Source organism: Faecalibacillus sp. TM498 (assembly GCF_020589955.1).
Lineage (GTDB): Bacteria > Bacillota_I > Bacilli_A > Erysipelotrichales > Coprobacillaceae > Faecalibacillus > Faecalibacillus intestinalis.
The window spans coordinates 1-26,696 of record NZ_JAJDKB010000002.1; the positions used below are offsets into that span (position 1 = coordinate 1).

Here is a 26,696-nt window from a genome sequence, read left to right on the forward strand (position 1 = left end):
ATGATTTTGAAAAACAACGTCTGATATATTCTTCTCGGCTAAGTTTACTTTTAATAACTTTTTCATTCAAATCATTAAATTCATCATCATTCAATCTCACTTTAATTTCATGATTTCTTTTCATATTCGACCTTCTTTCTTAGTTGGCACCGCCAACTTGTGATTGTATTTTGTGCCCAAAATACGTTGCTTGCTAATACAAAAATCTTAAATAATTTATCTTCTTAAATTAAATATTGTGTGACGGTGTGACGATTATCAATTTATTCCCTTTAAACGTCATACCGTCACCTTTCTATAAGCTATCATCCTCTTGATAAGTTAATTTAATAAGACGAGCATTCTTCTTTCTCTGTAATCTTTCATAAGTAATGTATGTCTTTTCTAACAAATCTACATTCTTACTTAAAATAGATTGTAGTTTTCTATGAAGAATTGGAAGTTGTAATTTAGAACACAATTCTTCATGAGTCCCTATAAACGTTTTTTCTTTGACGATATAATTTATTACTTTAACTAAATTTTCATCTACATCGTCATCAAATTCATTTTCTCCCAATTCTAAAACTTGAAAATCATTCATATATAAAGTAATCTCATCATCTGGAATATCTTTTCCTTGAATAGCAAGTTGTCTATTTTTTGATAAATGATTTTTCTTAAACATTACGAGAATGCTATCTGATCCAGCAGTCAAACCTCTGCTTCCATAAATCGCATCAAATGGATGGTTGATATCTATTTCTTTTCTAACATGTGTTACTAGAATAATCGCTATATGATATTTATAAGCTAACTCATGAAAGAATGTTGCTTCCTCATATTCACTTTCATAATCTCTATCTTTTGAATTTCTTATTTTTGCAAAGGTATCAATAACAACAATTTTTAAATTACTATGAATGGTCAGTTCTCTTTTTATACGTTCTTCAACGTCATAATGTACATTAGGTTTTAATATGTCGATAATAAATTGATTTTGTTTTTCAATTTGCATCGTTTGAAGTCTTTTTCTAATATTTAATTTCTTATCTTCAAACGCTAGATAAAGAGCTGTTCCTTTTTGAACTTTTTTCCCAAGAAACTCTTTTCCATTTGAAACTGAATCACATAACTGTAAACAAAAAAATGTTTTTCCCATTTTTTGAGGGGCCCCAAATAAAGTAAGACCAATTGAAATCATATTTTCTACAACGTCCAATTCTTCTTGATCTTTTGATTCCAATAATTCAGTTACAGTATATGTTCCTTCATAGTTTTTACTATTCTTTATTTCAATATATCCTTTATGATATCGAAAGACACTTTCAATAATTTGCATCACTTCTTTTGTTTCTAGTGGTGGGTTACATTTTTCTTCATTTTCAATTTCCAGACTTTTTTGAATAGTCCTATTACTCAATCCTTTTTGTTGAAGATAACATCCAATTCGAAATAAATAATCATTTCTTCCACCTTCAGTAACTTGTTGTGAGTTCTCTACATACTTTTCTTTTTTATTTTGTTGTTCAATAAACTCATAAACTTTCTCATTTGCATTTGCAATGGGAACATCTTTATAAAGCATATATATTCCTTTATCTGTTTTGCTACCTATTCCTAAAACGTAGCCACCATCTCCTCTTATATCTATGCCATCATAAAGATTAACACGATTACTGATTGTCTTATTAACATGGTAATAAAGATGATATCCTCCCGAAGGAGTTTTAATAATTGCTGTGGTAGGTAATCCTTTTCCATGTTTTTTTATGCTTTGTAATCCATCTTTTCCATTTTTAACATCAATATCAATTACCAATAAACCATTACCAGTAACTAAACCAATGTTATAGTTTGGATTTTTATTCCACCAATAATCTATTTGATTCAAATTCGTAGTAGACTCGTATTTCCACGATTCTAATACTTGTTCTCCTTTTGTATTTGGCTTTAAAGGAAAAACCTTAAATCCTTTTTTTACATAATTCAATGCATTATTTTTTAATTCACTCATTACTTGCACCATACCATTTCTCATTAAAGTATGCTCTGGAAACTTTTCCAGCTATTGTAAGATAACCATCTTCTCTCAAATCATCATTCATCTTTTTTATGATTTGATACGCTTTACTTTGGCTTACTCCCAATAACTGAGATACTTCATGAGCATTTACATACGCACTTTTATTTTCCATAATTATTCCTCCTCCAAAATTTCATAAATTTTTACACCTAAAGCCTGTGCAATCTTTTCTACTGTACGTAAATTACCTATTCTCTCTTTGTTCATTAAGCCTATTACTGTACTGTAAGCTAGGTTGTTTATTTTGCAAAACTGTCTTAAACTCATTTGTTGTTTTGCTAGAATAATCTTTATTTTAACTGAACTAATATACATCTTTTTCCACCTCCATCTCTTATGTAAACAACCTATTTCAAGTCACCTTACACTCAAATATTACCATATTTAGGTTAATATTCAACATATTTTTATTTATTTTGAGTAATTTATTACTTATTTTAGGTAAATCATATTTACATAAACCCTAAATTTACCTATAATGTGTAATGAAAGGAGGAAATATGAGTACGTTTTCTGAAATACTTAAACGCGAAAGAGAGAATAAAGGTTATAGTAAGGCTGAATTAGCAAGAAAACTTAACATACCCTATACCACTTATCAAAATTACGAAAATGGTCGTGAACCTAAAATTGATGTTATCAAACAAATATCTGAAGAATTAGGAATCAATCCATCTGTATTCTTTGACTTAGAAAATAGGGATCCATTATATGAACGAAATTTTCATCCAATTGATCACTCAGAAATAGAGTGCATCATGCTTTATGATTCTGGAAAATTTGAGTATATGAAAGACACATTCGATAATCATCGTAAGGAGTTATATAGACAAAGTTGGAAGGTTCATGACATGTTTGATAATTTTTATAATGCACTTATTGAACTACGTGCTAAAACTTTTGTTGAAGTTGATCACGAAAAGCTCAAGTATATTCGTTGGGATATTTTAGATATACTTGAAAGAACTGACATAGATACTAGATTTCAATATGAAAAAACTATCTATGAGTCACAATATATGAACGAAGAATGTATCAACGAGTTTAAGGAAAGAAATCCCGATTATAAAAAACAAATTATTAATAAAATTCTTTTTCCTAATAATGATTTTAATTTCGAATTTGAAACTGAAGAATCTATTGATGGTATGTACAAAGTTGCTTTGGCTTACTATTTCAAAAATAAGTATAAGATTACATAATAAAAAAACACCCTAGCGCCAACTAGAGTGTAAAGCATGAAAAAGAATTACCTACCACAGCAATCATTTTTCATGCTCCAATTTTACCACGAAAAGGAGCGAATAACAATGCCAACGTATTATGACGAAAAGACCAAAACATGGTTTTGTCAATTTAGATATACCGATAATAACGGTAATAAAAAGCAAAAAAGAAAAAGAGGATTTAAAACAAAAAAGGAAGCTAAAGAATTTGAAAGAGATTTTTTAGCCACACAACAACAATCACTCGAAATGAAATTTTCTCAATTTTTAGATTTATACAATGAGGATATGTCAACACGTCTTAAGCCTAAAACTATTCTCGTCAAAGAATACATCATAAAAAAACATATACTCCCATATTTTGAAAATAAAAAAATGAATGAAATAGGCGCTATTGACATTCGTTTATGGCAAAACGAAATACTTAAAATGAATTTTTCTCTTGCCTATCAAAAGAAAATCAATGCACAACTCATCGCTATTTTTAACTACGCTGAAAAATATTATTCTCTAAAAAATAATCCTTGTAATTCAGTTGATAGTATAGGAAAACACAAAAGTAAAGAAAAAGTTATTTATACAAAAGAAGAATTCGATAAACTAATAGAAAATTGTCAGGATGAAACAGTAAAAATCATTTTTACTATTCTTTATTTTACAGGAATGAGAAAAGGAGAACTATTTGCTCTAACTGTCAAAGATATAGATTTAAAAAATAGAATCATTAATATTGACAAATCATATCAACGCATTAAAGCAAAAGACACTATTGGTCCTCCTAAAACTGAAAACAGTTTTCGAAAAGTTGATATACCACAATTTTTATGTAATCAATTAGAAGAATATCTAAAAAAACATTATATTCTCAACGAAGATGATAGAATTTTCAAAGAATATTATGTAATAATTAGAGATAGATTAAAAAAAGCTCAAAAAAGAGCCAACCTAAACGAAGAATTTACTTTACATTCTTTTCGGCATAGTCACGTTTCATTACTTATAGATTTAGGATATAGCCCAACAATTGTAGCCGATAGAATTGGTGATACGGTAGATACTGTTTTAAAAACATATAGCCATTTATACGCCGAAAGTAAAGAATCACTATCAGAAAAACTCAATAATTTATACAAATGATGTCAAATTGATGTCAATATGTTCTTAAAAAACAAAAAAACCTTGAATTTATCAAGGTTTTTTAGTAGTTATTATTCACCAACGTATGGTAATAATCCCATTTGTCTAGCACGTTTGATAGCTACTGCTAATTGTCTTTGATATTTAGCAGAAGTTCCAGTTACACGTCTAGGAATGATTTTACCGTTAGCTGAAACAAATCTTTTTAATAATTCAACATCTTTATAATCGATGTAAGTAATTTTGTTTTTTGTAAAATAACAAACTTTTCTTCTACCCATTCTTTGTCTTTTAAAAGCCATGTTCATATACTCCTTTTCTAAAATTGAATATCGTCTTCCATGATATTAAATGAATTATCAAAATCTTTTTCTAATTCAACTGTTTGCATATCTTGGAAATTATCTGTTTGTGGTTGAGCAGGTTGAGAATATTGATTATTCATCATACCTTGGTTCATAGAACTTTGGTTTCTTTCTCTTTGAGCTCTTGTTTCTAAGAATTGAACAGAGTCACAAACAACTTCTGTAACGTATACGCGTTGTCCTTGAGCATTATCATAAGATCTAGAACGAAGTCTACCTTCAACTCCTACTAAAGATCCTTTTGCACAATATTGTGCAACATTTTCAGCGACTTTATTCCATACAACGCATGAAATATAATCAGCTTGTTGCCCATCTGCAGAGTTATAGTTACGATTTAACGCTAACGTAAAACTTGTAACTGCAGCCCCGTTTCCAGTTCTTCTAAGTTCTGGATCACGAGTCATTCTACCAACCATAACAACTCTATTAATCATCGTCAAATGCCTCCTAATTATTTACGAAGAGTTAAGTGACGTAAAACTGAAGCGTTGATTCTTGATAAACGTTCGAATTCAGCGATTTCTGCTGGTGCACAAGTTACATCAACTACAACATAGTAACCTTTTGTGTAATCTTTAATTTCGTAAGCGAAATCACGTAATCCCCATTCGTTGACATTATCAACTGAACCACCGTTAGCAGTTAAGATTGATTTGAAGTTTTCAATTAAAGTATTTCTAGCTTCTTCTTCAACATCTGGTTTTACAATAAACATAATTTCATATTTATTCATCTCTTTTACCTCCTATGGTCTTTTGGCTTACTTTTTAGTAAGCAGGCAGTAAAATAATCTTTACATGCTCGTCCATTATATCTTATTGTTTACTTTTATGCAATAATAAAATGATTATTTTATGTAATTTTACCCCTTTATAGGCATATTTTTTTCATATGCTATATTGAGGTGATATTATGAATTATCTATTATTTTTATTTTGGATATTTTTTATGATTTTATTTCATTATTTAATCAAAAATGATTTTTCTTTTATTCAAAAATATCTTAATAAACTTTTTAAATATTCTCCCTTATTTAAAGAATATTTAAAAAAGTATTTAAAAACTATTTTATATACATTTTTTACTTTTATTGTGGGTAAGACTTTTGAACATCTTGATATGTGGGTAGATTTGTTTTTTGTTTCTATATGGATGTTAGTAGATGAAAAAGAAAATATAAATATTGAAAATAAAAAAGAAACAATACCTTCTTTAATAGGTATTGTTCTAGGTTTATTACTCCAATACTTTATATGATTTTACTTTTATACTTTGGATATCTTTATTTTTTATATCTAATGTTCCTTCATAGTAAATATATATTCTATTTCCTTTGATAAGACCTTTATTAGACTCTATTGCTCCCGCAATAGAAATTAAATACTTTTGATGATCATTTGTTTCTATCAATAATGTTTCATCACCCACATTTTTAATTGTTCCTACAATTGTTTCATATCGACTTAAATCTTCTTGATCATCAGATTTAAAATGAAAATATCCAAAAATAACTCCTATTAAAACAAATAAAGCAATTAAAATCCAAACTATACTCTTTTTCTCTTTTCTAATATGCTTACCTTTCATTTTAAATCTTCCTGTGTTGTAATTTTTAAATTACTATAATCTCCTAATACTGCCTTAATATCCTTATCTATATATCTTTCAAATAATTGACTATCATCAGTCGCAACATATCCTTCATCTTTTGCCTTTTGATAAGCCACCTTAATATCTTCACTTGTAAATACTTGTGGTGTTTGAGCCTGCATCAAAGTTTCTCTTTTTAAAGTTTTAACAACAATACCCTCTTTAACTTCTTTAATAGTATCTTTACAAGGAACCATTAATAACCCAGCATCATATGTTTTTAAACATTCAACCAAATCATTAATACTTTTTTTACTTACATAAGGTCTTGCTCCATCATGAATAAAGACATGATTTTCTTTTACTTTTTGTAAACCTTCATAAACACTATCTTGTCTTTCTTTACCACCAAAAACATACTCAATTCTTGAATCATTAACTAATGTTCTTATATCATCTATTTCATTTTCTTTCGTTACAACAATAATTTGTTTACATCTATTATCCTCTAAAAAATGAGAAATATTCATTTCATAAACAGTTTGATTATTTATTTTATAAAAAATTTTATTATATTTCAAACCTGTTCTTTTGCCACTTCCAGCACATAAAAGAATTAAACTATAGTTCATGTTTTTCACCTCATGATTATTTTATCACACCGTGATAAAATAATAAAATTTACATAGATATTTCCAGAAATATGATATAATCTAATTTAGACAAAGGAGAATTTTATGAATACAACACTTATTATTATGGCGGCTGGAATTGGTTCACGCTATGGAAAAGGAATTAAACAACTTGCGAAAATTGGTCCTCATGATGAAATCATTATGGATTATTCCATTTATGATGCGATCGAAGCTGGTTTTAATAAAGTCGTTTTTATTATTAGAAAAGACATCGAAAAAGAATTTAAAGAAGTTATTGGCAATCGTATCCAACAACATATTCAAGTTGAATATGTATATCAAGAAATCACACATATTCCTAGTGGATGTAGTGTCCCTGAAGGAAGAGTAAAACCTTGGGGAACTGGTCAAGCTATTTTAGCTTGTAAAGGTATTGTTAATGAACCTTTTGTCATTATTAATGCTGATGATTATTATGGAAAAGTTGCTTTTAAAAAGCTTCATGATTTTTTAATTGAAGATAGTCATAGAAATAGCGAGTTTACCATGGCCATGGCTGGTTTTATCTTAAAAAATACTTTAAGTGATAATGGAACAGTTACTCGTGGTATTTGTGTAGAAGATGAAGCGGGTTATTTACATAGAGTGATTGAAACTAAAGGGATTATTAGAAACAATCAAGGAACAATTGATTGTGATACAGAAGAAAGCAAAGACATCATTCAAGAAAATAACCGCGTTTCGATGAATATGTGGGCTGGTTATCCTTGTTTTATTGATTATCTTGAAAATGGTTTTAAAGAATTCTTATTAGATGATAGTGGAGATGAACTTACTAAAGAATATTTATTACCTATTATTGTTGATCAATTAATTAAAACAAACAGAGCTTCAGTAAAAGTATTAGAAACAACTGATAAATGGTTTGGTGTTACTTATCCAGAAGATAAGCAGCTAGTCCAAGATTCTATTCATGAACTTATTGAACAAGGTATTTATCCAGAAAAATTATGGAAATAAAAAGTCTAGCTTAAAGTTAGACTTTTTCATTACCATAAATCATCGGTACAACACGATTATTACCTAAAAAAACAGAAAGTACATCTTCTTTCATATCCAATCCACTATAAATAAAATCCACAAGTTTCTCAATATCTACTTGTAAAACAGCAATCTTTTGATTTTGATGATAATCAAATTCTATAACCGCACATTGTCTTATAATTCCCCATTTTGTATCCTTTGTATCTCCTAGATAATCAGGTAACACAAGAAAATTATAAACACCTACATTCGTCTCATTTTCCTTTTCATAAATACGCTGAAATTGTTCCTGATAGAAAAATTGTTTATAAATGTCTAGGTTTCTTGGTAAATAGTAAGCTTCTTTTTCATAATCCCATCCATAATATTTAGCATCAAGTATACAACAACTTTTTTGTGGTCTTTCATATTTAGGATTTTCTAGGATTCTTTCACAAACGATATCTGGGATATTCTTTTTATTTTGATTGATAAAAACACTTTCTCTTTCTTTGACAATTTGTTTTTGTTTATGATCTCTTTTTTGTTTGCCTATCGCATTCCAATGATAAGTATTATATTTTGTATCATTAATATTTATTTCTTTATCTAATAATTGACTATTAAAAAGAACATCGCCTTTTTGAATACTTATTTGATTATGAAAGAATTCTCCTATCATCCATTCAAAAACCATTTCAAATTTAAAAGTGATGATTTCTTGAGTCATTGTTGTTGTTTTATTTTCTTTTATTGCTTGATTACACCAATTTTCAATAGACTCATACTTATTTATCAAATCACACTTTTTTTCATTAACCATAAAATATAAATCAAATAATCTTGCATATTTATAAAGTAACGTTTCTTTATCAACATCCTCTTTAATAATAACTGATTTTGGTAAAGATAAAATCAAACGATTTTTATCAAAAAGAATACCTACAAAATTACTTATATATATCCATTCCTTTGTTTCTTTACCCATATTTCTTCTAAAAAGAGATTCTTTCACATTCTCTATTACATCTCGATACTTATTATAATCAACGCCTTTACCATCTTGTATTAATTCTATTTCCATTTTTTTACCCTCTACTTAACATAAGCATATCTCTATTAAAGAAAATATGTCAAACAAAAAAGCTTTTGCTTGCGCAAAAACTTTTAACAAAGATTTAATACATCATCAATGGCATGCGCTTTATCAATGCCTTTAACACCTAAATCACCAAATAAAGCAATTTCTCCAGCGCCACCCCAAGTACCAGGTTTTAAATCAGGAAATTCTTTAATTGAATCTAAATGATCTTGATAACTATTTAAAATAAAGCTCACTTTATTACAATCATCTCGGTATAGTTCACCACCATAAATCATTTCAGGGAAAACTGTGCGTACAGTTTGTTCACTGGCATTTTCTTTTCCTTTTCTTTGATAATATACTTTAATCACTGGATTTCCTTTTTTTTCAAAGTTTTTTGAAGCAAATAAACCATTATTACTTTCTAGATAAAATTCTAAATTTCTAGAATGACACCAATCTACAATATGTTTACATTGTTCAAGGGTAATCAATTGATGCATGACAACAGTATCTTCATCTTTAACATAAGAACCATTTCCACCAATCATCCATCTAGACCAATACCCCAAATATAATCATAAACTTCGACTTCACTGCGTCCTGTACAAATATAAACACGATGTCCATTTTTTCTTGCTTCTTTGATAGCTCTATCGGCTGAAGCAGGTAATTTGTTTTCATAATCTAATAATGTTCCATCAACATCAATAAAAATAACTTTACCCATTTTTGTTCTCCTAAAATAAATTTTTCAATATAATTTCCAATACCATCATAATCATTATCATCAGTAATATAATCAGCCACACTTTTTGTTTTATCACTCCCATTAGCCATAACGACACCAACACCGGCATTTAAAATCATATCGTAGCCATTATCAGCATCTCCAAAAGTCACAATTTCTTTTAGATCTATATGATGGAGTTTTAAGATTTCAATAAGTCCTTCTGTTTTAGGTGCAACCACTCCATCACTTGAAAGAAGTGTTCCATCTATATCACACATAATTGCTTTTACGTTCATAAAAATACCTCCTAGAAATATCATAGAAAAACTCATCTTTTAAAACAATTTAGAGATAAAAAAAGAATTTTTTTCAAAAATTCTCTTTTTACATTTATTATTTAGAATTCTTTTCTCATTTAATACTTCCTTCAACAATATCATGATAATACATAAGTTTCTTATCTATATTTTCTTGATAATCTAATTCAAAATAACATGTATATAAAATATAAAGAAGTGATAATCTTGTTGAAAATGAAGAGATCTTTTTATAGTGATTTTCATAAGGTGAAATATATAATTGATAATCTGCCTCTACTTTTTTAAAGGTATAATCATAAAAAGATATTAAAACGATGGGGGTTTTTGTTTTAGTTAAAATACGAGGTAGTATATCTGATAAAATACCTCTTCCGCCAAAAGTAATCACGATTGCTAGATGTTCTTGATTACTACTTGCTGCTGTTAATCTTTGATGGTATTCATCTATTGGAACATTCACATCAATTCCTATTTCTTTCATTTGAAATTGAAAATTTAAAGCAAAATTAATATTTCCTGCCGACGTATAAATATCAATCACTTTAGCTTTTTTCATTGCAGAAGCAATGAGTCTTAGTTGATCTAAACTAAAAAGATTAGCCGTTAAATTGAGAGTTTGTTCGTAGTCTTCTTTAATTTTATGAACAATTTCATAATGCGTTTGATAGGGATTAACAGGAAAATCAAAATTAAAGTCTCCATTACTTTTTAGATAATCATTTAAAGAGCTAGTAATCTTTATTTTTAAGTCAGAAAATCCCGCAAGATTCAATTTATCACATAAACGGTAAACCGTTGCTGTAGAAACAAAACAAGCTTTGCCAAGTTCTTTAGATGACATTTTTAAAACATCTTCTGGATGTTTTAAAATATAATCCGCTAATATTCTTTCATTTTTAGATGAGAAAAATATCTCATTAATAAAGTATCTATTAATTATTTTTCACTGTTTTTTTAAAATTTAGTGATTTTCTATACATACAACTCACTGTTTTTTCAAAAAATAGTGAGTCTTTTACAAAATACACTCATAAATTATCATTTTTTATAAAATAAATTGTGTTAAATAAATTGGTAAACATAGTATATCTTGATCTTTAGATACATCTTTTGTATGAATGATATATCTTTCTAAAATTCTTGATGAGTATTTTTTATAAAATTCATCAATTGATGTATGTTTTTTATAATTTGAAGATTTAACCTCTATTGGACATATTTTATTCTTTTTAGAGATGATAAAATCAATTTCATAATTACGTTTTTGTTCAAGATTTTTAAAAGTATAATAAAATAAATCATGTCCATTAGCTATTAGAATTTGAGCAACAGCATTTTCATAAAGATATCCTAAATTTGTAGATAACTTATCATTAAGTAATTTTTCATAAATTGTATTTTCTGTAAAATCTTTATCTTTAAATTGTAAGGTTACAAACAAGCCTGTATCTGCCATATAAAGTTTAAATAGATTTAAATCTTTATATGCAGAAAGACCTATTTCAGGATTATTAGCATGATAAGCAACTGATATTGTTTTGGAATCTTTTAATTCTGATATTAAACTTAGAATTGTTGTATCTTCTGTTTTATAAGAATTTAATATTTTCTTTGTCTGAAAACCTTTCGTATTTTTGTTTAATTGGGAAGGAATCGCTTCAAACAAAAGTACAAGTCTTCCAGTAGAATCAATTTTTCTAAAATCATCTTCATAAAGATTAATAATATCCCTTTTAATATCATCTACCTTTTTAAAATTATTTGTTTGTATATATTCATTAACAGCTTGTGGCATACCACCAACAAGCATATAAAGTCTAAAACTTCTCATAAGTTTTCTATTTAATTGATCCCCTAATTTCTTTTTATTATCAAAAGTCATTTTTAACAAGCTCATTGTTGTTTTATCATCTAAAGCCCATAAAAATTCTTCATAATCCATTGGATGCATTTGAAGTTTTCTTTCCTCACTTGGAATTAAAATATCTTTTACATTTTTCTTTATAGAAATAAGAGAACCTGTTTCTATATAATCATAACGACCATCTTTAACTAAAAATTTAATAGCTTGTCTTGCTTTTGGACATAACTGAACTTCATCAAAAATAATAACTGAATTTCTATTTTCAAGTTCCACATGATAATGTAACTGTAATTGTAGAAAGAAATAGTTTAAATCTGACATATCCTCAAACACTTCTTTAATTTCATTTGAAGCAATAGAAAAATCAATAAGAATGTAACTCTTGTACTCATTTCTAGCAAATTCCTCAACAACTGTAGACTTTCCTATACGTCTGGCCCCTTCTATCAATAAAGCTGTTTTACCTTGTGAAGTATCTTTCCATTCTTTAATTTTATTATATATTTTTCTTTTGAACATGAATTTATACCTCCTATAAACATAGTATATCCAAAAATCGCATTTGTATCAATCATCAAACCTCCAATTTCCGCATTTGAAAAAGTGCTCAAACCTCCAATTTCCGCATTTGAAAAAGTGCTCAAATCTCCAATTTCCGCAAAAAAAACATTAAATATAAATTGATTTATATTTAATGTCCCGCGTATGTATTTATGGTGAATACTTTTCTAGCCTTTTTAATATATCTTCCATATTTTATTTAATTTCATTCTTATAGACAAAAATAAAAGTGCCTACACTTGGTAGACACCTTATTACTATTCAAATTCGTTTGTTCTAGCAACTTCTCTAATCCATGAAGCCGATTTCTTTTCTTTACGTTTATAACCATCATCTAAGCATACACGAATAAACCCATATCTATTTTTAAAAGCGTTACACCATGACCAGTTATCAATAACACCCCAATAATGATATCCTAAACAGTTAGCACCATCTTCAATAGCTTTAGCAATCCATTCTAAATGATCTCTAACAAATTCAATACGATAATCATCTTGAACTGTTCCATTTTCATCCATATATTTTTCTTCACCTTCAACACCCATTCCATTTTCAGAAATAAAGAAAGGTAAATCAGGACATTCCTTTTTAATTTTCATACCAAAGTCATAAATTCCCTTTGGATAAATTTCCCATCCACGATATACATTCATTTTTCTTTCAGGCCAAATATAAGGTTTAGAAATACATGGTAAACCATTTTCATCAAACTTACTATCAGGCGCTTGTACACGTGTTGGTTGATAATAGTTAAATCCTAACCAATCTACTTTACCTTGAGCTAAGATAGCTTCATCTCCAGGACGACGATTGATTTCTACTTTCCAATCGTTTTCTACAGTATCTAAAACATCTTGTGGTAAATGTCCATGAGCAACAACGTCTAACCACCATCTGTTGTGTAATCCATCAGTCATACGTACGGCTTCTAAATCTTCAGGAGATGGATTTTCTTTTGTATAAGGTGGAGCAAAACAGTTGATCATACCAATTTTAGCGCCTTCACAAAGTTTACCTTCTGCTTTTAATTTTCTAAAGTTTGCTACTGCAAGACAGTGAGCTAATGTAATATTATATTGTACGTTGATTGATTGTTTAAAATCTTTTTGATATGGATACCAAACACCATGTAAGAATTGTTGTTCTGGTTCTACAATAGGTTCATTGAAAGTAAACCAATATTTTACTTTATCTCCAAATTCTTCCATTGCAATCTTTACAAAGTTCGCATAAGCTTCAACAACTTCTCTATTTTGCCATCCACCACGTTTTACTAAATATTCAGGCATATCGAAATGATACATGTTCATGAAAATATCAATTCCATTTTCATTTGCACAATCGATTAATTTATGATACCAAGCGGCACCTTCTGGATTTAATTTACCATCTTGATCTAATAAACGTGTCCATTGCATAGAAGTTCTAAATGATTTAAAGTTTAAACTTTTTAATAATTTAATATCTTCTTCATATTTATGGTACATATCATTTCCAACATATGATCCCACATTATTAAAGAAAGCATTAATTTCTTGATCAGAATACATATCCCAATAAGAACGTAATCTTCCACCTACATTCCAGGCACCTTCTGTTTGAGGCCCTGACATTGCTGCACCAAAAAAGAAATCTTTAGGTAATTTAATAGTCATCTTTTCTTCCTCCATTATTTTCATGATTATTATACTGTCATTATATCATGAAACTAGAGTTGTTAGAGGAAATGTATTTTATTTTCAAAGTATTATTATTTTATAAAATTTAGTGTAAATAAAATACAAAAAATGTCCTTATTTAGGACATTTGTTTAATTTGTTTCATCATTTTAGATAGATTAATCGGAACATGTTCCTCTTTTAATAAATTGTGTATTTTCTCAATAGAAATATGTTCACGTAAATGAATAATTTTTTCTATTATTTCTTTAGATAAAGGTTGATATTCAATTGTTTGATCAACCTTATCAAACAATTCATGCTTTAAATACTTAGTTTGTCTACTTTTTTTAAATCCCATACAACAACATGACGTACATGTTTGACTCATTATAAAAACAACATTTTCAAAACTAATCTTTCTTTTAGCTTGATCTTCATAATAACCATCATCTAAGATTTGTGAAAATAAATGAATAATTTCTTCACATGCTTGATCAATATGATCTAATAATAAAACAGTATGTGGATAACTTTGTAAAGTTGATAAAAGAAGACTTGGTTGTTCATGATATGTTTCTAGAAGTTTATAAAGGGAATGGCTTTCTTGATATTGATTCATATCTAATTTTAAATAATGATAATTTAGATATTTAGCTAAGGATTTAGCCGTTAATGTTTTACCACAACTTGTTGGCCCATAAATAAAAAAGGAGATAGGTAATTGTTTATGTTGAAATGTTTCAATCATCTGATGAATTCCTTTTTCTTGACCTAAAATATCTTTATTTAATTGTTTTTCTAATTTTTGGTAATCCATTTGATGATGAATTGTAATATTTAAATACTTTTCAATTGTTTCTACAATTCTATTCTTTGTAAGTTCTTTTTCATGATAAAATTTAGCTTTAACACATGATAAATCTAAGATATCAATCGCTTTATCAGGATAAGTTCTATTTTTAATATGACAATCTACTAATTCTATTAATTCTTTTAAAAGTACATTATCTATTTTAATTTGATGATAACTTTCATAATAACCTTTAATTCCTTTTAATATCTCTAATGTTTCCTCTTTTGTATTTTCTTTTAAAGTGACAATAGAAAACCTTCTATTCATTGCATGATCTTTTTCAAAATGTTTATAATATTCATCAATAGTTGTAGCACCAACAACCGTCATATCTTTTCTAGCAAGATAAGGCTTTAAAATATTAGAAGCATCAATTGCCCCTTCAGCTCCACCAGCCCCAATGACATTATGAATTTCATCAATAAAAATAATCACATTATCCAAGTCTTTTACTTTATCAATAATCTTTTTAAACTTCTCTTCAAATTCACCACGATACTTTGTACCCGCAACCAGTGAAGATAAAGAAAGTTCATAAATAATCTTATTCTTCAAAGAATCTACTACTTTTCCTTGATTGATCATCATTGCTAATTTTTCTACTAAAGCTGACTTACCTACACCCGCTTCACCAATAATCAAAACATTATTTTTTTCTTTTTTAGATAAAATAGTACATACTTGATCAATTTCATTTTCTCTACCAATAATTTTATATTTTTTAGTCTTCACTTTTTTATTAATATTGACAAGTGTTGGTATTTGATCCAACGGTGTTTCAAAAGCAGATTTTTCCTGCAACAAATAAATAACTTCTTCTACATCTACATGATATTTTTGTAATATTTCATAAGCAACTGATTCTTTTTCTTTTAATAAAGAAATAATTAAGATATTTAAAGTCACTTGATCTTGATTTTTATCTTTAGCGTATTCAATACTTCTCTCTAATATTCTTTTTACACTTTGACTATATTCCATATAAAAAGGTTGATCATCATTTGTGCCAAACAACCTTTTTATATCTTCTTCTACTGCTGCATCATTGACATCATATTTTTGTAATAATCTTTTTAATTGATTATCATGAATCTTTAATAATGAAAGCAATAAATGTTCACTTCCAACATTTTGATGACCAAAATCAAAAGATAAACTTTCAGCTACCACAATCGCCTTTTGTGCTTGTTCATCAAATTCTCTCAACAATGACTTCACCTCTTTCCTTATAATAGTATGTACAAACTTAATAATTATTAGTACACACCATTAAGAAAACATCTTAATCAACCAAGATTTCTTTTTAATTTCTTTACTTGATGTACAATAAGAAACTTGTAACTTTCCTTCTAAAGATTTACCTTTACCTTCACCTAATACAATCGTATAAAGACCATTATAATATTTTGCATTAAAATCATCTTGATGATCTGCTAAAACTTGATAAACATCATCAACACCTTTGACCCATTTTTTATAATTTAAAAGAAGTTGATCTTTTACTTTGTACATTTCATCAATATCTTCTTGTTGATAAGAAGAACCAATGATCTTATATCTTGGTGTTTCATTTACTGCACAAACGCTTGTTAAATTCATCATAATTAAAAGAAAAATAATGATTTTTTTCATAAACTTCACCTCAAGTTCATTATGTTCGTTTATAATAAAAATAAACATAAGGAGTGAACTTTTATGAGTCGTATCATGCAAAAAGAAATAAAAAGTGAAATGAATGATTTTTTCTTTGCGAAAGATCATTTAGATTTTTATCATGAATATGTCAACGTTGAACAAAAGTATTTAGCAGGTATTAAGGAAGTAAGAACAAAATTAGAAATTTTAGATGATGAATTTCATCATCGTTTTGATCATAATCCTATTCATCATATGGAATGGCGTTTAAAATCTCCCCATAGTGTTGTTGAAAAAATGAAAAGAAGAAATCTTCCTGTAGAAGTTTCATCAATCAAAGGAAATATTGAAGATATTGCTGGTATACGTGTGATTTGTCATTATATTAAAGATATTTATCGTATGTCTGATCTTCTTTTAAGACAAGATGATATTCATTTATTAAAGATTAAAGATTATATTAAAAATCCTAAAGAAAATGGTTATCGTAGTTTACATCTTGTTGTAGAAGTTCCTGTTTATTTAGCGAATGAAAAAGTAATGGTTCCTGTAGAAATACAAATTCGTACTATTGCGATGGACTTTTGGGCAACATTAGAACATCATTTACGTTATAAAAATGATAAAGAAATTTCCGATGATATTCGTAATCGTTTATCAGATTGTGCTAAAAGCATTACAGATATTGATTATGAAATGGAAGATATACATAATGAAGTCTTTGGTCATCACAAAATCTAAAACATAATAGTTAAAAATTTATCTTAAAACACTACATCTACGTAGTGTTTTTATTATGCTTAATACCAGTGGACAATCTGTCCAATGACAACCTAAAAATACCATGTTACTATCGTTTAAAGAAGCAAAAATTGTTTCTTAAATAAAAACCACGTCTAAATTGGTGCAACCATCTTTTTATACTTTTTAAACATGAATAACGCTCTTTATAAAAATGGCATGGAAAGAATTAATAATGATGCTCTTGCAACACTTACTATCCTAGTAGCGAGTTCAAGACCTGAAGATAAGGAAATTATGATGCAATTAATTAAAACGATTATTAAATAGAAAAGAACTATTCAATTGAATAGTTCTCACTATGTTAGTCTAAATCTTCTCCTTGAGAAGCAATGACTTTTTTATACCAATAGAAAGAATCTTTTTTACTTCTTGCCATTGTTCCAGTTCCATCATCATGTTTATCAACATAAATGAAACCATAACGTTTTCTCATTTCTCCAGTACCTGCAGAAACTAAATCGATACATCCCCAAGTTGTATAACCAATAAGATCTACACCATTTTCAATAGCTTTAGCCATTTCTTCAATATGTGCACGATAGTATTCAATACGATAATTATCATGAATACTTCCATCTTCTTCTACAGTATCATAAGCACCTAAACCATTTTCTACAACCATTAATGGTTTTTCATAACGATCATAAATCATTTCTAAATAATATCTTAATCCTTTAGGATCAAGTGCCCATCCCCAATCAGAATATTCTAAATATGGGTTACGTACACCAAATGACATATTACCACTTACTGTATCATCATTTTTATGAGTAGTAACAGCTTGTGACATGTAATAAGAGAAAGTATACATATCTACTGTTCCTTTTTTAAGTTCTTCTAAATCTTGTTCAGTAATATCTAATTGAACATTATGTTCCTTCCATAAACGTTTTGTAAATGTTGGATATTTACCTTTACATTGAACATCTCCACAATAGAAGATACCTTTTTCCCATTTAGAACGATTGAATAAGATATCTTCTGGATCAGATGTTAATGGATAATAAGTAATACCACAAATCATACATCCAATTTTATTTTCAGGATCAATTTCATGTCCAATTTGTACTGCTCTTGCACTTGCGACAAATTGATAATGTAAATGTTGATAAGCTTCTTGATATGCTTCATCACTGGCATTATCTGGTAAGAAATTGATTGTATTATTGATTTCATTGAATGTTAACCAGTATTTAACAAGTCCTTTGTATTCATTAAAGATTGTTGTTACGTATTTTTCATAAAGGGCAATATATTTACGATCTAACCAATCTCCATATTTTTCTTCTAAAGCAAGTGGTGTATCAAAATGCCAAATAGAAACAAGTGGTTCAATACCTGCATTTCTAAGTTCTGTAAAAACATTACGATAAAAATCTAAACCAGCTTGATTTGGTTTTTCTTCTTCTCCTGTTGGATAAATTCTTGACCAAGAGATTGATAATCTAAACATCTTAAATCCCATTTCTTTAAGTAAAGCAATGTCTTCTTTATAATGATGATAGAAATCAATACCATCATGGTTTGGATAAAGTTCATCATCAAATACAGCAAAATGAGCTCCTTCTGGTAATTTAAATCCATGGTTAGGTAATTTTTGTTTATTCCCATCTTTATCAATAAAAGTAACCATACGTGGTGTATTTACTGTTCCACCTGTCGTTACATCTGTACGTGCCATTCCACGTCCATCCACGTTCCAAGCACCTTCACATTGGTTAGCAGCTACTGCACCACCCCAATAAAAATCTTCACTAAATTTCATTGATTTTCCTCCTTAAATTATTTTTATTATAAAATATTTTTATGTCTTATGTATTAAATTTTCATTCTATGCAATAAATAAAACCACATATGTATAAACAATCAATGTAATTACCATAAATAATGAAATGAAAGCTGCTGTAAAGTCTTCATCTTCTTCACTTTTATTAAGTGGTGAAATCAACATTGGCATCGCAAATCCAGTTGGACACATGAAATAAATGAGAACAGCCATCATATAGATCTTATCTGCCATTAAATGTGGGAAGAAGACAAAGAATCCTGCAATAACAAAAATATAGAAGACAATTCTTACACCTACAAGCTTTAGTAATGATCCTAAAGTATCTTTATTAATTTTTAAATTATAACCAATAATCAATAAAATAAGACTCACAATCGGTGCTGTCGCTTGTTGAATGGTATTTGTATAAACATCAATAAACGCTGTTTGACTCAACATATCATAGGCACCTAAAAGATTTAAAACTAATCCCAACATCACTGCAATTACAAAAGAATTCGTAAAAATCGTCTTTAATAATTCTTTAGTACTGGTATTACCTGATGTAGCTTTGGCAACTAAAACAGGAATAATAATAAAAGCAATCACTGTTCCAGCAATATCAAAAATAACTGTATTACTGGCATAAGCAACTCCTACAATAGAATTATAAAGAGGTAATGCAACATTTCCACCTTCACAAGTAGTTAGTAAATAAGGAAAAATATGTCCTACTTCCTTACCTGTAAACTTAGTAATACATTTGCCTAAAACCAAAGCCAGTGTAAAAGCAATTAAAACATATAAAACAATCAAAATAGCTGATGATTCTATCTTAGCAGTAAATAAAACATTGAAAATAAGTATTGGAAATAATACATTAAAGACAATATGATTGGCTCCTTCTTTTTGTGCAGGGCTAATAAAGCCTTTTATACGGGCAATCATACCTAATATAATCATAAAAAACACAGGGAATAATGTTGATAATGCATTCATAAATAACCTCCTTTTTATTTCATTTGTATTGTATAGTTCATTATTTATAATTACCAATACTTATATATTATATATATTTATTACTTTTATTTATAAGTAGTGATATACTCTTACTAGAGGTGATTTTATGGAAATACGTGTTTTAAAATACTTTTTAACAGTTGCACAGGAACAAAGTTTCTCCAAGGCCGCTAAAGTACTCAATGTCTCACAACCTGCACTTTCTAAACAAATTAAAGATTTAGAAGAAGAATATCAGATAACATTATTTAATCGTACAACGCGTTCTTTATCTTTAACAGAAGAAGGCAGATTATTTAAGGAACAAGCAAAACAAATTATTAGTTTAGTAAATCGTACAGATTCTTATTTAAAGAATATTAATAAATATATTCGTGGGGATATTTATCTTGGTTGTAGTGAAAGTGAAGCAAATCGTATTGTCATGAAAGCAATCAGTAAAACCCAACAACACCATCCCGATATTAGGTTTCATATTTATAGTGGAAATGCTCAATATGTTGAAGAACAACTTGATCAAGGAATTTTTGATTTAGGAATTGTCACCGATCCTGTCGATTTATCAAAGTATGATTATCTTAAATTACCGACTCTTGATACGTGGGGTGTTCTCATGAAAAAAGACAGTGAACTTGCACATTTTGAAACTATTTCTCCAAAAGACTTATTAGATAAACCAATGATTATTTCTAATCAAGAAATGGTTAAAAATGGTATCGGTGGTTGGCTTGGTGGTAATCAAAGAGCTTTAAATGTCGTAGCAACTTATAATTTATTTTATAACGCTAAACTGATGTGTGAAGAAAATGTTGGTTATGTTTTAACATTAAAGCATCTTTATAATGAATCAAATGATAGTCCTATTTGTTTTAAACCTTTAAATCCTCCTCTTACTTTAAGGAGTCATCTTGTTTGGAAAAAATATAAAGTTTTTCCTAAAGCTATTGCAATCTTTTTAGAAATGCTTAATGAAGAAATTAAAAAAAGCAGTTGATGAAATGACTTCATTTCATCACTGCTTTTTAGTTATTTATTGTTTCTTTAAGCCAATCTACAAACTCATCCATGCCTTCACCACTTTTAGCGCTGACACAAAGAATTGTTGCATTAGGATTTAAGTTTTTGATATTTTCTTTTGCTTTTTCAATATCAAAATCAAAATAATCTAATGTATCCATTTTAGAAATTAAAACAAGATCACAAACACTAAACATTAAAGGATATTTTAATGGTTTGTCGTCTCCTTCAGGAACTGATAAAATCATAAGGTTTTTATGGGCCCCCGTATCAAATTCTGCAGGACAGACAAGATTTCCTATATTTTCTAGAAAAAGAAGATCAAAATCATCGACCCCAAATTCATCAATAGCTCTTGTTGTCATTTCTGCATCAATATGACATAAACCTCCATTATGAATTTGAATAGAAGGAACACCTGTTTTATCCGCAACCTTTTGAGCATCTAAAGATGTTTCAATATCAACATCCATAACACCTATTTTATATTGGTCTTTAATTCTATTGATGACATCTGAAAGAAGGGTTGTTTTTCCAGAACCTGGTGAAGACATCACATTAAGCATGGTTACCTTTTTTTCAGATAATCTTTCACGAAGTTCATCAGCTGCTAGATTATTAGCGTTAAAGACATTTTCATGAACTTCTATGACTCTTACTTTTGACATCTATTTTCCCTCCCATTCTTTCATTTTTTCTTTTAAATAATTGATCCAAGGTTCAAATCCTTCATCTTTTTTAGCAGAAATATAAAAGATTTGTGCTTTTGGATTTAAAGTATGAATTCTTTTTTCAACCAACTCTTTATCAAAATCAAAGACTGCTAAAGCATCTACTTTATTAATTAAAACAACATCAGATACAGTATAAACAAGAGGATATTTTGCAGGTTTATCATCCCCTTCAGGAACTGATAAGATCGTTATATTGATTCCTGCACCGGTATCAAATTCTGCCGGACATACAAGATTTCCAACATTTTCAATGAAAATAAGATCAACATCATCAATCCCCATTTCATTTAAACCTTGTTGTGTCATTGCTGCATCCATATGACACATTCCACCCGTATGAAGTTGAATGGCCTTAGCGCCCCCTTCTTCAATGGTTTGAGCATCAACACTGGCATCAATGTCACATTCCATAACACCGACACGACAAATATCTTTTAATCTTTCAATGGTACGAAGAAGTGTTGTGGTTTTCCCTGATCCCGGTGAAGACATCACATTGATCATTAATTTTCCTTGTTTTTTAAATTCATCACGAATTTTATCTGCAGTGACTTCATTTTCTTTAAAGATATTTTGTTTAAGTTCCACTATCTTCATAAATACCAATCTCCTTAATATTAAACTCATTTCCTTTGAGTAAATAAGTATGTTCACTATGACAATAAGGACATTTTTTCCCATAATCAATGGTTCTATATTGTCCTTTACAATCTTCACAATAAGTAATCGCTTCTAATGTTTCAATATAGATTTTTGCATGTTCTGTCACAGCTTCTTTTTTTCTTGCCCAGTTCCAACAATCTACTAATTGATCATGAATGACACCAGAAACTTCTCCAATTTCTAGTGTCACATAATCTATTTTTTTTACATTGTTTTCTTCAGCTACTTTTTTTACATCTCTTACAACATAAAAGGTTACTCCTAATTCATGCATCTTAATGTTCTACCTTTTTCTTTAAAATAATATTTTTTACACGTTTTAATTGATAAGGAATAATTGCTTTAAATTTATCTTCAGCTACTGTCATTGTTGAACATTCAGGATGATCACGATGTAATTTAATAGCATCAAAATCACATTTTGTTGTACAAATACCACAACCAATACATTTATTAGCATCAACAATCGTTGCACCACAGCCTAAACATCTTGATGTTTCTTTTTTAATTTGTTCTTCTGTAAGTGCTAAAACATTATCTTTAAACTTATCAGTTACTTTTGAATTAATACCTTCTACTTGTTTAGGTCCTCGATCATAACTTTCCACTAAAATATCATCTGTATCAAGTGATTTAAATTCCCAACGATTACGTCCTGTTTCCATATGTCCATGATGAACATAACGATGTAATGATTCAGCTGCAATCTTTCCTTGTGCAATTGCGTCAATAGCGAATTTAGGTCCTGTATAAACATCTCCACCTGCAAAGATATCTTCAACACTTGATTGGAAAGTGACTTTATTTAATTCAATGGCTGGTCCATTAAACTTCACATCTTCACCTTTTAATAAATCTCCCCAAACGCTACGTTGACCGATGGCAAAGATAACACGTTCACAAGCCACTGTAACTGTTGTATTTTCATCATAAACTGGCGCAAATTTACCTTCATCATTAAATACGGAAACACATTTTTTGAAAACAATAGCACTTACTTTACCATTTGTTTCAATTATTTCTTGAGGTCCCCATCCACAATGAATCGTTACACCATCTTCTCTTGCTTCTGCAATTTCTTCATTAGAAGCTGGCATATCTACTTCTTGTTCTAAACAGAATTGTTGTACTTGACTTGCTTTATTTCTTGATGATACACGAGAAGCATCGATGGCCACATTTCCACCACCAACGACAACGACTTTACCATCAAACGGTATATTTCCACAGTTAGATTCATGTAAATAATCAATCGCTGTCATTACACCTTGTGAATTTATATTTTTAATATCAGGTAAGCTACCCGCACTGCAACCAATGGCAATATAGAACGCTTGATACCCTTGTTCTCTTAATTGTTGAATTGTTACATCTTTTCCTACTTCAATTCCTGTTTTGATTTCTACACCCATTTCTTTTGCGACATCTATTTCAGCATCTAGAACATCTTTTTCTAATTTATAAGATGGAATACCATAACGTAACATTCCTCCTGGATGTTCGTTCTTTTCAAAAACAGTAGGACGATATCCTGTTTGTGCAAGATAGAAAGCTGCTGTTAAACCAGCAGGTCCCCCACCAATAATCGCAATCTTTTCATCAAAATGATCCATATGAATACTTGCTGGAATAACTACAGGTGGAATATATCTTGTATCAGCATTTAAATCTTGTTTGGCAATAAATCTTTTAATGGCATCAATTGATAAAGCTTCATCAATTTTACCACGTGTACACGCATCTTCACATCTTCTATTACATACCGCTCCACATACTGCTGGGAATGGATTTTGTTTTTTAATTAAAGCCAAAGCATCTTTGTATCTTCCTTGAGAGGCCATTTTAATATATCCTTGAACAGCAATGTGTGCAGGACAAGCACTTTTACAAGGAGCAGTTCCTGTTTCATGGGTATTAATTCTATTATTATCACGATAGTTAAAATCGTATTTTTCTGGTCCCCATTTAACAGCATCAGGTAATTCTTGTTTTGGATATTGTACTTCTGTACCATCTTTTTTACATAATTTTTGTCCTAATCGTACAGCCCCTGCTGGACAATATTCCACACATCTACCACAAGCTACACATTTATCTTTTTCTACATGAGCAACGTAAGCAGAACGTGACATATTTGGGGTATTAAATAATTGTGATGTTCTTAAAGCATTACAAATTTCAACATTACAGTTACAAATACCAAATATTTTATTTTCTCCATCAATATTCGTAATTTGATGAACAAAACCATTATCTTCCGCACGTTTTAAAATAGCTAAGGCTTCTTCTTTAGTAATATCATGTCCTTTACCTGTTTCTCTACAATAATCAGCAAAGTCACCAACACCAATACACCAACCAAAATCATCATCAGCACAACCATCATCAATGACTTTTCTTGAAGCTCGACAAGAGCATCTTCCTACACCAATTTTACCTTCATATTTTTCTAACCAGTAAGAAAGCTTTTCAATATCAATAGCTTCATTTTCCATTGAAATAGCTTTTTCTACAGGAATAACATGCATTCCTACTCCTGCCCCTCCAGGTGGAACCATTTGTGTAATACCGGCAAGAGGAATATAAGTCATACGTTCAAAAAATGCCGCGACATCAGGATGATCTTCTAGACGAGGATTTGAACGATCTGGTAATTCTTCCATATTAAATAATTCAGCACTTCCAGGTACAAACATTGGTAGAATATATCTTCTTTCACTTTGTGGTGCTGTGCGTCCATGATGGTCATAATGATAACCATAATCATATTCTAACAATCCTAAATAACTCATTTCATCTAAAGTTTTTTGGAAATGCTCTTCTTGATCTTTTGAAACCTTACATAAATCACACATTTCTTTAAATGTATAAGGGGTACGCTTTTTCATTGCTAAAGCAATATCTGCCATTTCATCACTGACAATTTCAGCCAATCCCCAATATTCAGGATCTTCAACTTTGACACCACCGAAAATGTGTCCGGCAACATCAGTAATCTTTCTTCCTAATTTAACAATTTTCTCTCTTGGAGGATTGTCATGCTTATGGTTTGCATTCCACCCCTCATATTTTTTCATACTCATTTTTTATATTCCTTTCTCCAATAAAATTGTTTTAAATCAAAAACAATATATCAATTCCATTATACATGAATCCTAAATATTAAGATATTGTTTAGAAACATTTATTGAAAAAACGATTATTTTTCCACATAAATTCAAACATTTTGTTTCTTTTGCCTAAAAATAAAAGGAGACTTTTAAGCTCCTATTTATCTCTTCTTGCTTTTCTATCAGCAATAATATCAGAAATATCAAATGGTACTTCATCATCTTCTTGTTCATAAACATTTAAAAATGGAACATCTTCTACGCTTCTAAGTGGAAACTCTGATTTTGCAGTCACATCTTTTAAATCACATTCAATAACACCAATATATATACCTGGAATAACTTTTCTTTCACTCAATGGTTTAATAGCACGGTCATTACATATATAAAGCAAATTATAACCTTTTTCCCATGTTTCTGGATCATCTTTATAATCTAACATCTTCATTTTTCCTTTCGCAATCACACTACGATAATCATGATAATGTCCTTTATATTTCTTATCAGGAAAATCATTAAAGATACTAAATTCAATACATACTCTTGGATCTTTCTTAAGTAATTCTACTTTTTTACCTACTTTCATAAAATGTGTATATACATTCAAATGCGTATCTGTCATCTCAAACCCAAAACTCATTGGCACAACATAAGGAAAACCATCTTCATCATTCATTCCCACATTAATAATATTCATTTCTTGAAGCATAGCTTCTATTAATTTATAATCGACTACTTCTCTTTCAAATCGTCTCATTTCACTCACCTCAATTACACTATACTTTGTTTTGTTTTATTTTCAAATGACTTTCAATAAATGAA

At 29.1% G+C, this 26,696-nt stretch carries 31 protein-coding genes; 6 read left to right on the forward strand and 25 right to left on the reverse strand.

Translation table 11 applies throughout. From position 1 onward, the window contains the following. The 4 genes from LJD32_RS01015 to LJD32_RS01030 all read right to left on the reverse strand — a co-directional run. Window positions 1-124, reverse strand: a 124-nt coding sequence (locus LJD32_RS01015) for a plasmid mobilization protein (protein WP_412531055.1), incomplete at its 3' end; no start/stop codon positions are given. Window positions 125-295: 171 nt separating this feature from the next. Then, on the reverse strand, window positions 296-2,008 hold the full coding sequence (locus LJD32_RS01020) for a bifunctional DNA primase/polymerase (protein WP_227391554.1): 1,713 nt from the start codon (window positions 2,006-2,008) through the stop codon (window positions 296-298). Further along, window positions 1,989-2,177 (reverse strand): hypothetical protein, encoded by a 189-nt coding sequence (locus tag LJD32_RS01025; protein ID WP_032091002.1) that lies wholly within the window; start codon window positions 2,175-2,177, stop codon window positions 1,989-1,991. Before LJD32_RS01025 ends, LJD32_RS01020 begins: the two co-directional genes overlap by 20 nt. Window positions 2,178-2,179: 2 nt before the next feature. Next, a complete protein-coding gene (locus LJD32_RS01030) occupies window positions 2,180-2,380 on the reverse strand; it encodes a helix-turn-helix domain-containing protein (RefSeq protein ID WP_227352071.1) in 201 nt (66 codons plus the stop codon). Between the two features lie 185 nt (window positions 2,381-2,565). Here LJD32_RS01030 and LJD32_RS01035 point away from each other — a divergent pair, with 185 nt between their 5' ends. Together LJD32_RS01035 and LJD32_RS01040 are read left to right on the forward strand one after the other, a co-directional pair. Then, window positions 2,566-3,267 carry a helix-turn-helix domain-containing protein gene (locus LJD32_RS01035; RefSeq protein WP_032091005.1) on the forward strand — a complete coding sequence of 234 codons (702 nt, stop codon included), beginning with the start codon at window positions 2,566-2,568 and terminating at the stop codon, window positions 3,265-3,267. 108 nt (window positions 3,268-3,375) lie between these two features. Then, on the forward strand, window positions 3,376-4,428 hold the full coding sequence (locus LJD32_RS01040) for a site-specific integrase (RefSeq protein WP_227391555.1): 1,053 nt from the start codon (window positions 3,376-3,378) through the stop codon (window positions 4,426-4,428). A gap of 71 nt (window positions 4,429-4,499) precedes the next feature. On the opposite strand, the gene rpsR is transcribed toward LJD32_RS01040, so the two are convergent. The 3 genes from rpsR to rpsF are packed head-to-tail and all read right to left on the reverse strand — an operon-like array spanning window position 4,500 to window position 5,529. Further along, complete coding sequence (gene rpsR / locus LJD32_RS01045; RefSeq protein WP_032091007.1) at window positions 4,500-4,730, reverse strand: 30S ribosomal protein S18; 231 nt, start codon at window positions 4,728-4,730, stop codon at window positions 4,500-4,502. Window positions 4,731-4,747: 17 nt separating this feature from the next. After that, the gene (gene ssb, locus LJD32_RS01050) at window positions 4,748-5,230 is read right to left on the reverse strand and encodes a single-stranded DNA-binding protein (protein ID WP_022001179.1); all 483 of its coding nucleotides are present in this window, start codon (window positions 5,228-5,230) and stop codon (window positions 4,748-4,750) included. Window positions 5,231-5,247: 17 nt separating this feature from the next. Then, window positions 5,248-5,529, reverse strand: coding sequence for a 30S ribosomal protein S6 (gene rpsF / locus LJD32_RS01055; RefSeq protein ID WP_022001178.1), 282 nt, complete (start codon window positions 5,527-5,529; stop codon window positions 5,248-5,250). A gap of 179 nt (window positions 5,530-5,708) precedes the next feature. Between rpsF and LJD32_RS01060 the strand changes: the two genes are divergently transcribed. Further along, window positions 5,709-6,053 (forward strand): hypothetical protein, encoded by a 345-nt coding sequence (locus LJD32_RS01060; RefSeq protein ID WP_022001177.1) that lies wholly within the window; start codon window positions 5,709-5,711, stop codon window positions 6,051-6,053. On the opposite strand, the gene LJD32_RS01065 is transcribed toward LJD32_RS01060, so the two are convergent. Together LJD32_RS01065 and ispD are read right to left on the reverse strand one after the other, a co-directional pair. Beyond that, window positions 6,033-6,383 carry a hypothetical protein gene (locus LJD32_RS01065; RefSeq protein ID WP_227391556.1) on the reverse strand — a complete coding sequence of 117 codons (351 nt, stop codon included), beginning with the start codon at window positions 6,381-6,383 and terminating at the stop codon, window positions 6,033-6,035. The genes LJD32_RS01060 and LJD32_RS01065 overlap by 21 nt on opposite strands. Next, the gene (gene ispD, locus LJD32_RS01070) at window positions 6,380-7,018 is read right to left on the reverse strand and encodes a 2-C-methyl-D-erythritol 4-phosphate cytidylyltransferase (protein WP_227391557.1); all 639 of its coding nucleotides are present in this window, start codon (window positions 7,016-7,018) and stop codon (window positions 6,380-6,382) included. Before ispD ends, LJD32_RS01065 begins: the two co-directional genes overlap by 4 nt. A gap of 105 nt (window positions 7,019-7,123) precedes the next feature. Here ispD and LJD32_RS01075 point away from each other — a divergent pair, with 105 nt between their 5' ends. After that, complete coding sequence (locus LJD32_RS01075) at window positions 7,124-8,041, forward strand: nucleotidyltransferase family protein (RefSeq protein ID WP_227391558.1); 918 nt, start codon at window positions 7,124-7,126, stop codon at window positions 8,039-8,041. Between the two features lie 16 nt (window positions 8,042-8,057). Here the strand turns inward: LJD32_RS01075 and LJD32_RS01080 are convergent, their stop codons facing one another. From LJD32_RS01080 to LJD32_RS01125, 9 genes are all read right to left on the reverse strand, one after another. Then, the gene (locus LJD32_RS01080) at window positions 8,058-9,128 is read right to left on the reverse strand and encodes a hypothetical protein (protein WP_227391559.1); all 1,071 of its coding nucleotides are present in this window, start codon (window positions 9,126-9,128) and stop codon (window positions 8,058-8,060) included. An 83-nt stretch (window positions 9,129-9,211) separates the two neighbouring features. After that, window positions 9,212-9,679, reverse strand: a complete 468-nt coding sequence (locus tag LJD32_RS01085; RefSeq protein WP_264472048.1) for an HAD family hydrolase — start codon at window positions 9,677-9,679, stop codon at window positions 9,212-9,214. Then, complete coding sequence (locus LJD32_RS15210; protein WP_052011024.1) at window positions 9,676-9,858, reverse strand: HAD hydrolase family protein; 183 nt, start codon at window positions 9,856-9,858, stop codon at window positions 9,676-9,678. Before LJD32_RS15210 ends, LJD32_RS01085 begins: the two co-directional genes overlap by 4 nt. After that, the gene (locus LJD32_RS01090) at window positions 9,816-10,157 is read right to left on the reverse strand and encodes an HAD family hydrolase (protein ID WP_227391560.1); all 342 of its coding nucleotides are present in this window, start codon (window positions 10,155-10,157) and stop codon (window positions 9,816-9,818) included. The genes LJD32_RS15210 and LJD32_RS01090 overlap by 43 nt, the downstream gene beginning before the upstream one ends. A 115-nt stretch (window positions 10,158-10,272) precedes the next feature. Further along, window positions 10,273-11,121 (reverse strand): MurR/RpiR family transcriptional regulator, encoded by an 849-nt coding sequence (locus LJD32_RS01095; RefSeq protein ID WP_318532663.1) that lies wholly within the window; start codon window positions 11,119-11,121, stop codon window positions 10,273-10,275. A gap of 105 nt (window positions 11,122-11,226) precedes the next feature. Beyond that, window positions 11,227-12,564, reverse strand: a complete 1,338-nt coding sequence (locus LJD32_RS01100) for an ATP-binding protein (protein ID WP_227391561.1) — start codon at window positions 12,562-12,564, stop codon at window positions 11,227-11,229. Between the two features lie 299 nt (window positions 12,565-12,863). Further along, window positions 12,864-14,264: a glycoside hydrolase family 1 protein gene (locus LJD32_RS01105; protein ID WP_227391562.1), complete on the reverse strand. Its 1,401-nt coding sequence runs from the start codon at window positions 14,262-14,264 to the stop codon at window positions 12,864-12,866. Between the two features lie 142 nt (window positions 14,265-14,406). Next, window positions 14,407-16,329 (reverse strand): AAA family ATPase, encoded by a 1,923-nt coding sequence (locus LJD32_RS15215; protein ID WP_264472049.1) that lies wholly within the window; start codon window positions 16,327-16,329, stop codon window positions 14,407-14,409. A gap of 63 nt (window positions 16,330-16,392) precedes the next feature. Next, window positions 16,393-16,755, reverse strand: a complete 363-nt coding sequence (locus LJD32_RS01125) for a hypothetical protein (protein ID WP_032091018.1) — start codon at window positions 16,753-16,755, stop codon at window positions 16,393-16,395. 63 nt (window positions 16,756-16,818) lie between these two features. On the opposite strand from LJD32_RS01125, the gene LJD32_RS01130 reads away from it, so the two are divergent. After that, the gene (locus LJD32_RS01130) at window positions 16,819-17,499 is read left to right on the forward strand and encodes a GTP pyrophosphokinase family protein (RefSeq protein ID WP_022000677.1); all 681 of its coding nucleotides are present in this window, start codon (window positions 16,819-16,821) and stop codon (window positions 17,497-17,499) included. A 364-nt stretch (window positions 17,500-17,863) separates the two neighbouring features. Here the strand turns inward: LJD32_RS01130 and LJD32_RS01135 are convergent, their stop codons facing one another. Both LJD32_RS01135 and LJD32_RS01140 read right to left on the reverse strand, forming a co-directional pair. Next, on the reverse strand, window positions 17,864-19,327 hold the full coding sequence (locus LJD32_RS01135; RefSeq protein WP_032091019.1) for a family 1 glycosylhydrolase: 1,464 nt from the start codon (window positions 19,325-19,327) through the stop codon (window positions 17,864-17,866). Window positions 19,328-19,393: 66 nt separating this feature from the next. Further along, window positions 19,394-20,329, reverse strand: coding sequence for an AEC family transporter (locus LJD32_RS01140; protein WP_227391563.1), 936 nt, complete (start codon window positions 20,327-20,329; stop codon window positions 19,394-19,396). Between the two features lie 127 nt (window positions 20,330-20,456). Between LJD32_RS01140 and LJD32_RS01145 the strand changes: the two genes are divergently transcribed. Next, the gene (locus LJD32_RS01145; protein ID WP_227391564.1) at window positions 20,457-21,344 is read left to right on the forward strand and encodes a LysR family transcriptional regulator; all 888 of its coding nucleotides are present in this window, start codon (window positions 20,457-20,459) and stop codon (window positions 21,342-21,344) included. A gap of 28 nt (window positions 21,345-21,372) precedes the next feature. Here LJD32_RS01145 and hypB (LJD32_RS01150) read toward each other — a convergent pair whose 3' ends face one another. From hypB (LJD32_RS01150) to LJD32_RS01170, 5 genes are all read right to left on the reverse strand, one after another. Next, the gene (gene hypB, locus LJD32_RS01150) at window positions 21,373-22,035 is read right to left on the reverse strand and encodes a hydrogenase nickel incorporation protein HypB (RefSeq protein ID WP_227391565.1); all 663 of its coding nucleotides are present in this window, start codon (window positions 22,033-22,035) and stop codon (window positions 21,373-21,375) included. After that, entirely contained in the window at window positions 22,036-22,698 is a 663-nt protein-coding gene (hypB, locus tag LJD32_RS01155) for a hydrogenase nickel incorporation protein HypB (protein WP_227391566.1), read from the reverse strand. After that, window positions 22,679-23,038, reverse strand: coding sequence for a hydrogenase maturation nickel metallochaperone HypA (locus tag LJD32_RS01160; RefSeq protein WP_032091024.1), 360 nt, complete (start codon window positions 23,036-23,038; stop codon window positions 22,679-22,681). Before LJD32_RS01160 ends, hypB (LJD32_RS01155) begins: the two co-directional genes overlap by 20 nt. Before the next feature lies 1 nt (window position 23,039). Beyond that, window positions 23,040-25,847, reverse strand: a complete 2,808-nt coding sequence (locus LJD32_RS01165) for an FAD-dependent oxidoreductase (RefSeq protein WP_227391567.1) — start codon at window positions 25,845-25,847, stop codon at window positions 23,040-23,042. 184 nt (window positions 25,848-26,031) lie between these two features. Beyond that, complete coding sequence (locus LJD32_RS01170; protein ID WP_227391568.1) at window positions 26,032-26,631, reverse strand: pyridoxamine 5'-phosphate oxidase family protein; 600 nt, start codon at window positions 26,629-26,631, stop codon at window positions 26,032-26,034. Window positions 26,632-26,696 lie beyond the last annotated feature (65 nt).

What these genes read in the sequence shown, in the direction of transcription:
- LJD32_RS01165 (WP_227391567.1), bottom strand. Translation starts at nt 25,847, where the DNA reads ATGAGTATGAAAAAATATGAGGGGTGGAATGCAAACCATAAGCATGAC.
- LJD32_RS01075 (WP_227391558.1), top strand. Translation starts at nt 7,124, where the DNA reads ATGAATACAACACTTATTATTATGGCGGCTGGAATTGGTTCACGCTAT.
- LJD32_RS01090 (WP_227391560.1), bottom strand. Translation starts at nt 10,157, where the DNA reads ATGAACGTAAAAGCAATTATGTGTGATATAGATGGAACACTTCTTTCA.
- LJD32_RS01060 (WP_022001177.1), top strand. Translation starts at nt 5,709, where the DNA reads ATGAATTATCTATTATTTTTATTTTGGATATTTTTTATGATTTTATTT.
- LJD32_RS01145 (WP_227391564.1), top strand. Translation starts at nt 20,457, where the DNA reads ATGGAAATACGTGTTTTAAAATACTTTTTAACAGTTGCACAGGAACAA.
- LJD32_RS01170 (WP_227391568.1), bottom strand. Translation starts at nt 26,631, where the DNA reads ATGAGACGATTTGAAAGAGAAGTAGTCGATTATAAATTAATAGAAGCT.
- LJD32_RS01080 (WP_227391559.1), bottom strand. Translation starts at nt 9,128, where the DNA reads ATGGAAATAGAATTAATACAAGATGGTAAAGGCGTTGATTATAATAAG.
- LJD32_RS01025 (WP_032091002.1), bottom strand. Translation starts at nt 2,177, where the DNA reads ATGGAAAATAAAAGTGCGTATGTAAATGCTCATGAAGTATCTCAGTTA.
- LJD32_RS01030 (WP_227352071.1), bottom strand. Translation starts at nt 2,380, where the DNA reads ATGTATATTAGTTCAGTTAAAATAAAGATTATTCTAGCAAAACAACAA.
- hypB (WP_227391565.1), bottom strand. Translation starts at nt 22,035, where the DNA reads ATGTCAAAAGTAAGAGTCATAGAAGTTCATGAAAATGTCTTTAACGCT.
- LJD32_RS01105 (WP_227391562.1), bottom strand. Translation starts at nt 14,264, where the DNA reads ATGACTATTAAATTACCTAAAGATTTCTTTTTTGGTGCAGCAATGTCA.
- LJD32_RS01100 (WP_227391561.1), bottom strand. Translation starts at nt 12,564, where the DNA reads ATGTTCAAAAGAAAAATATATAATAAAATTAAAGAATGGAAAGATACT.
- ispD (WP_227391557.1), bottom strand. Translation starts at nt 7,018, where the DNA reads ATGAACTATAGTTTAATTCTTTTATGTGCTGGAAGTGGCAAAAGAACA.
- LJD32_RS15210 (WP_052011024.1), bottom strand. Translation starts at nt 9,858, where the DNA reads ATGGGTAAAGTTATTTTTATTGATGTTGATGGAACATTATTAGATTAT.
- LJD32_RS01035 (WP_032091005.1), top strand. Translation starts at nt 2,566, where the DNA reads ATGAGTACGTTTTCTGAAATACTTAAACGCGAAAGAGAGAATAAAGGT.
- hypB (WP_227391566.1), bottom strand. Translation starts at nt 22,698, where the DNA reads ATGAAGATAGTGGAACTTAAACAAAATATCTTTAAAGAAAATGAAGTC.
- LJD32_RS01065 (WP_227391556.1), bottom strand. Translation starts at nt 6,383, where the DNA reads ATGAAAGGTAAGCATATTAGAAAAGAGAAAAAGAGTATAGTTTGGATT.
- rpsF (WP_022001178.1), bottom strand. Translation starts at nt 5,529, where the DNA reads ATGAATAAATATGAAATTATGTTTATTGTAAAACCAGATGTTGAAGAA.
- LJD32_RS01160 (WP_032091024.1), bottom strand. Translation starts at nt 23,038, where the DNA reads ATGCATGAATTAGGAGTAACCTTTTATGTTGTAAGAGATGTAAAAAAA.
- LJD32_RS01130 (WP_022000677.1), top strand. Translation starts at nt 16,819, where the DNA reads ATGAGTCGTATCATGCAAAAAGAAATAAAAAGTGAAATGAATGATTTT.
- LJD32_RS01140 (WP_227391563.1), bottom strand. Translation starts at nt 20,329, where the DNA reads ATGAATGCATTATCAACATTATTCCCTGTGTTTTTTATGATTATATTA.
- LJD32_RS01040 (WP_227391555.1), top strand. Translation starts at nt 3,376, where the DNA reads ATGCCAACGTATTATGACGAAAAGACCAAAACATGGTTTTGTCAATTT.
- rpsR (WP_032091007.1), bottom strand. Translation starts at nt 4,730, where the DNA reads ATGGCTTTTAAAAGACAAAGAATGGGTAGAAGAAAAGTTTGTTATTTT.
- LJD32_RS01020 (WP_227391554.1), bottom strand. Translation starts at nt 2,008, where the DNA reads ATGGTGCAAGTAATGAGTGAATTAAAAAATAATGCATTGAATTATGTA.
- LJD32_RS01135 (WP_032091019.1), bottom strand. Translation starts at nt 19,327, where the DNA reads ATGAAATTTAGTGAAGATTTTTATTGGGGTGGTGCAGTAGCTGCTAAC.
- LJD32_RS01085 (WP_264472048.1), bottom strand. Translation starts at nt 9,679, where the DNA reads ATGATTGGTGGAAATGGTTCTTATGTTAAAGATGAAGATACTGTTGTC.
- LJD32_RS01125 (WP_032091018.1), bottom strand. Translation starts at nt 16,755, where the DNA reads ATGAAAAAAATCATTATTTTTCTTTTAATTATGATGAATTTAACAAGC.
- ssb (WP_022001179.1), bottom strand. Translation starts at nt 5,230, where the DNA reads ATGATTAATAGAGTTGTTATGGTTGGTAGAATGACTCGTGATCCAGAA.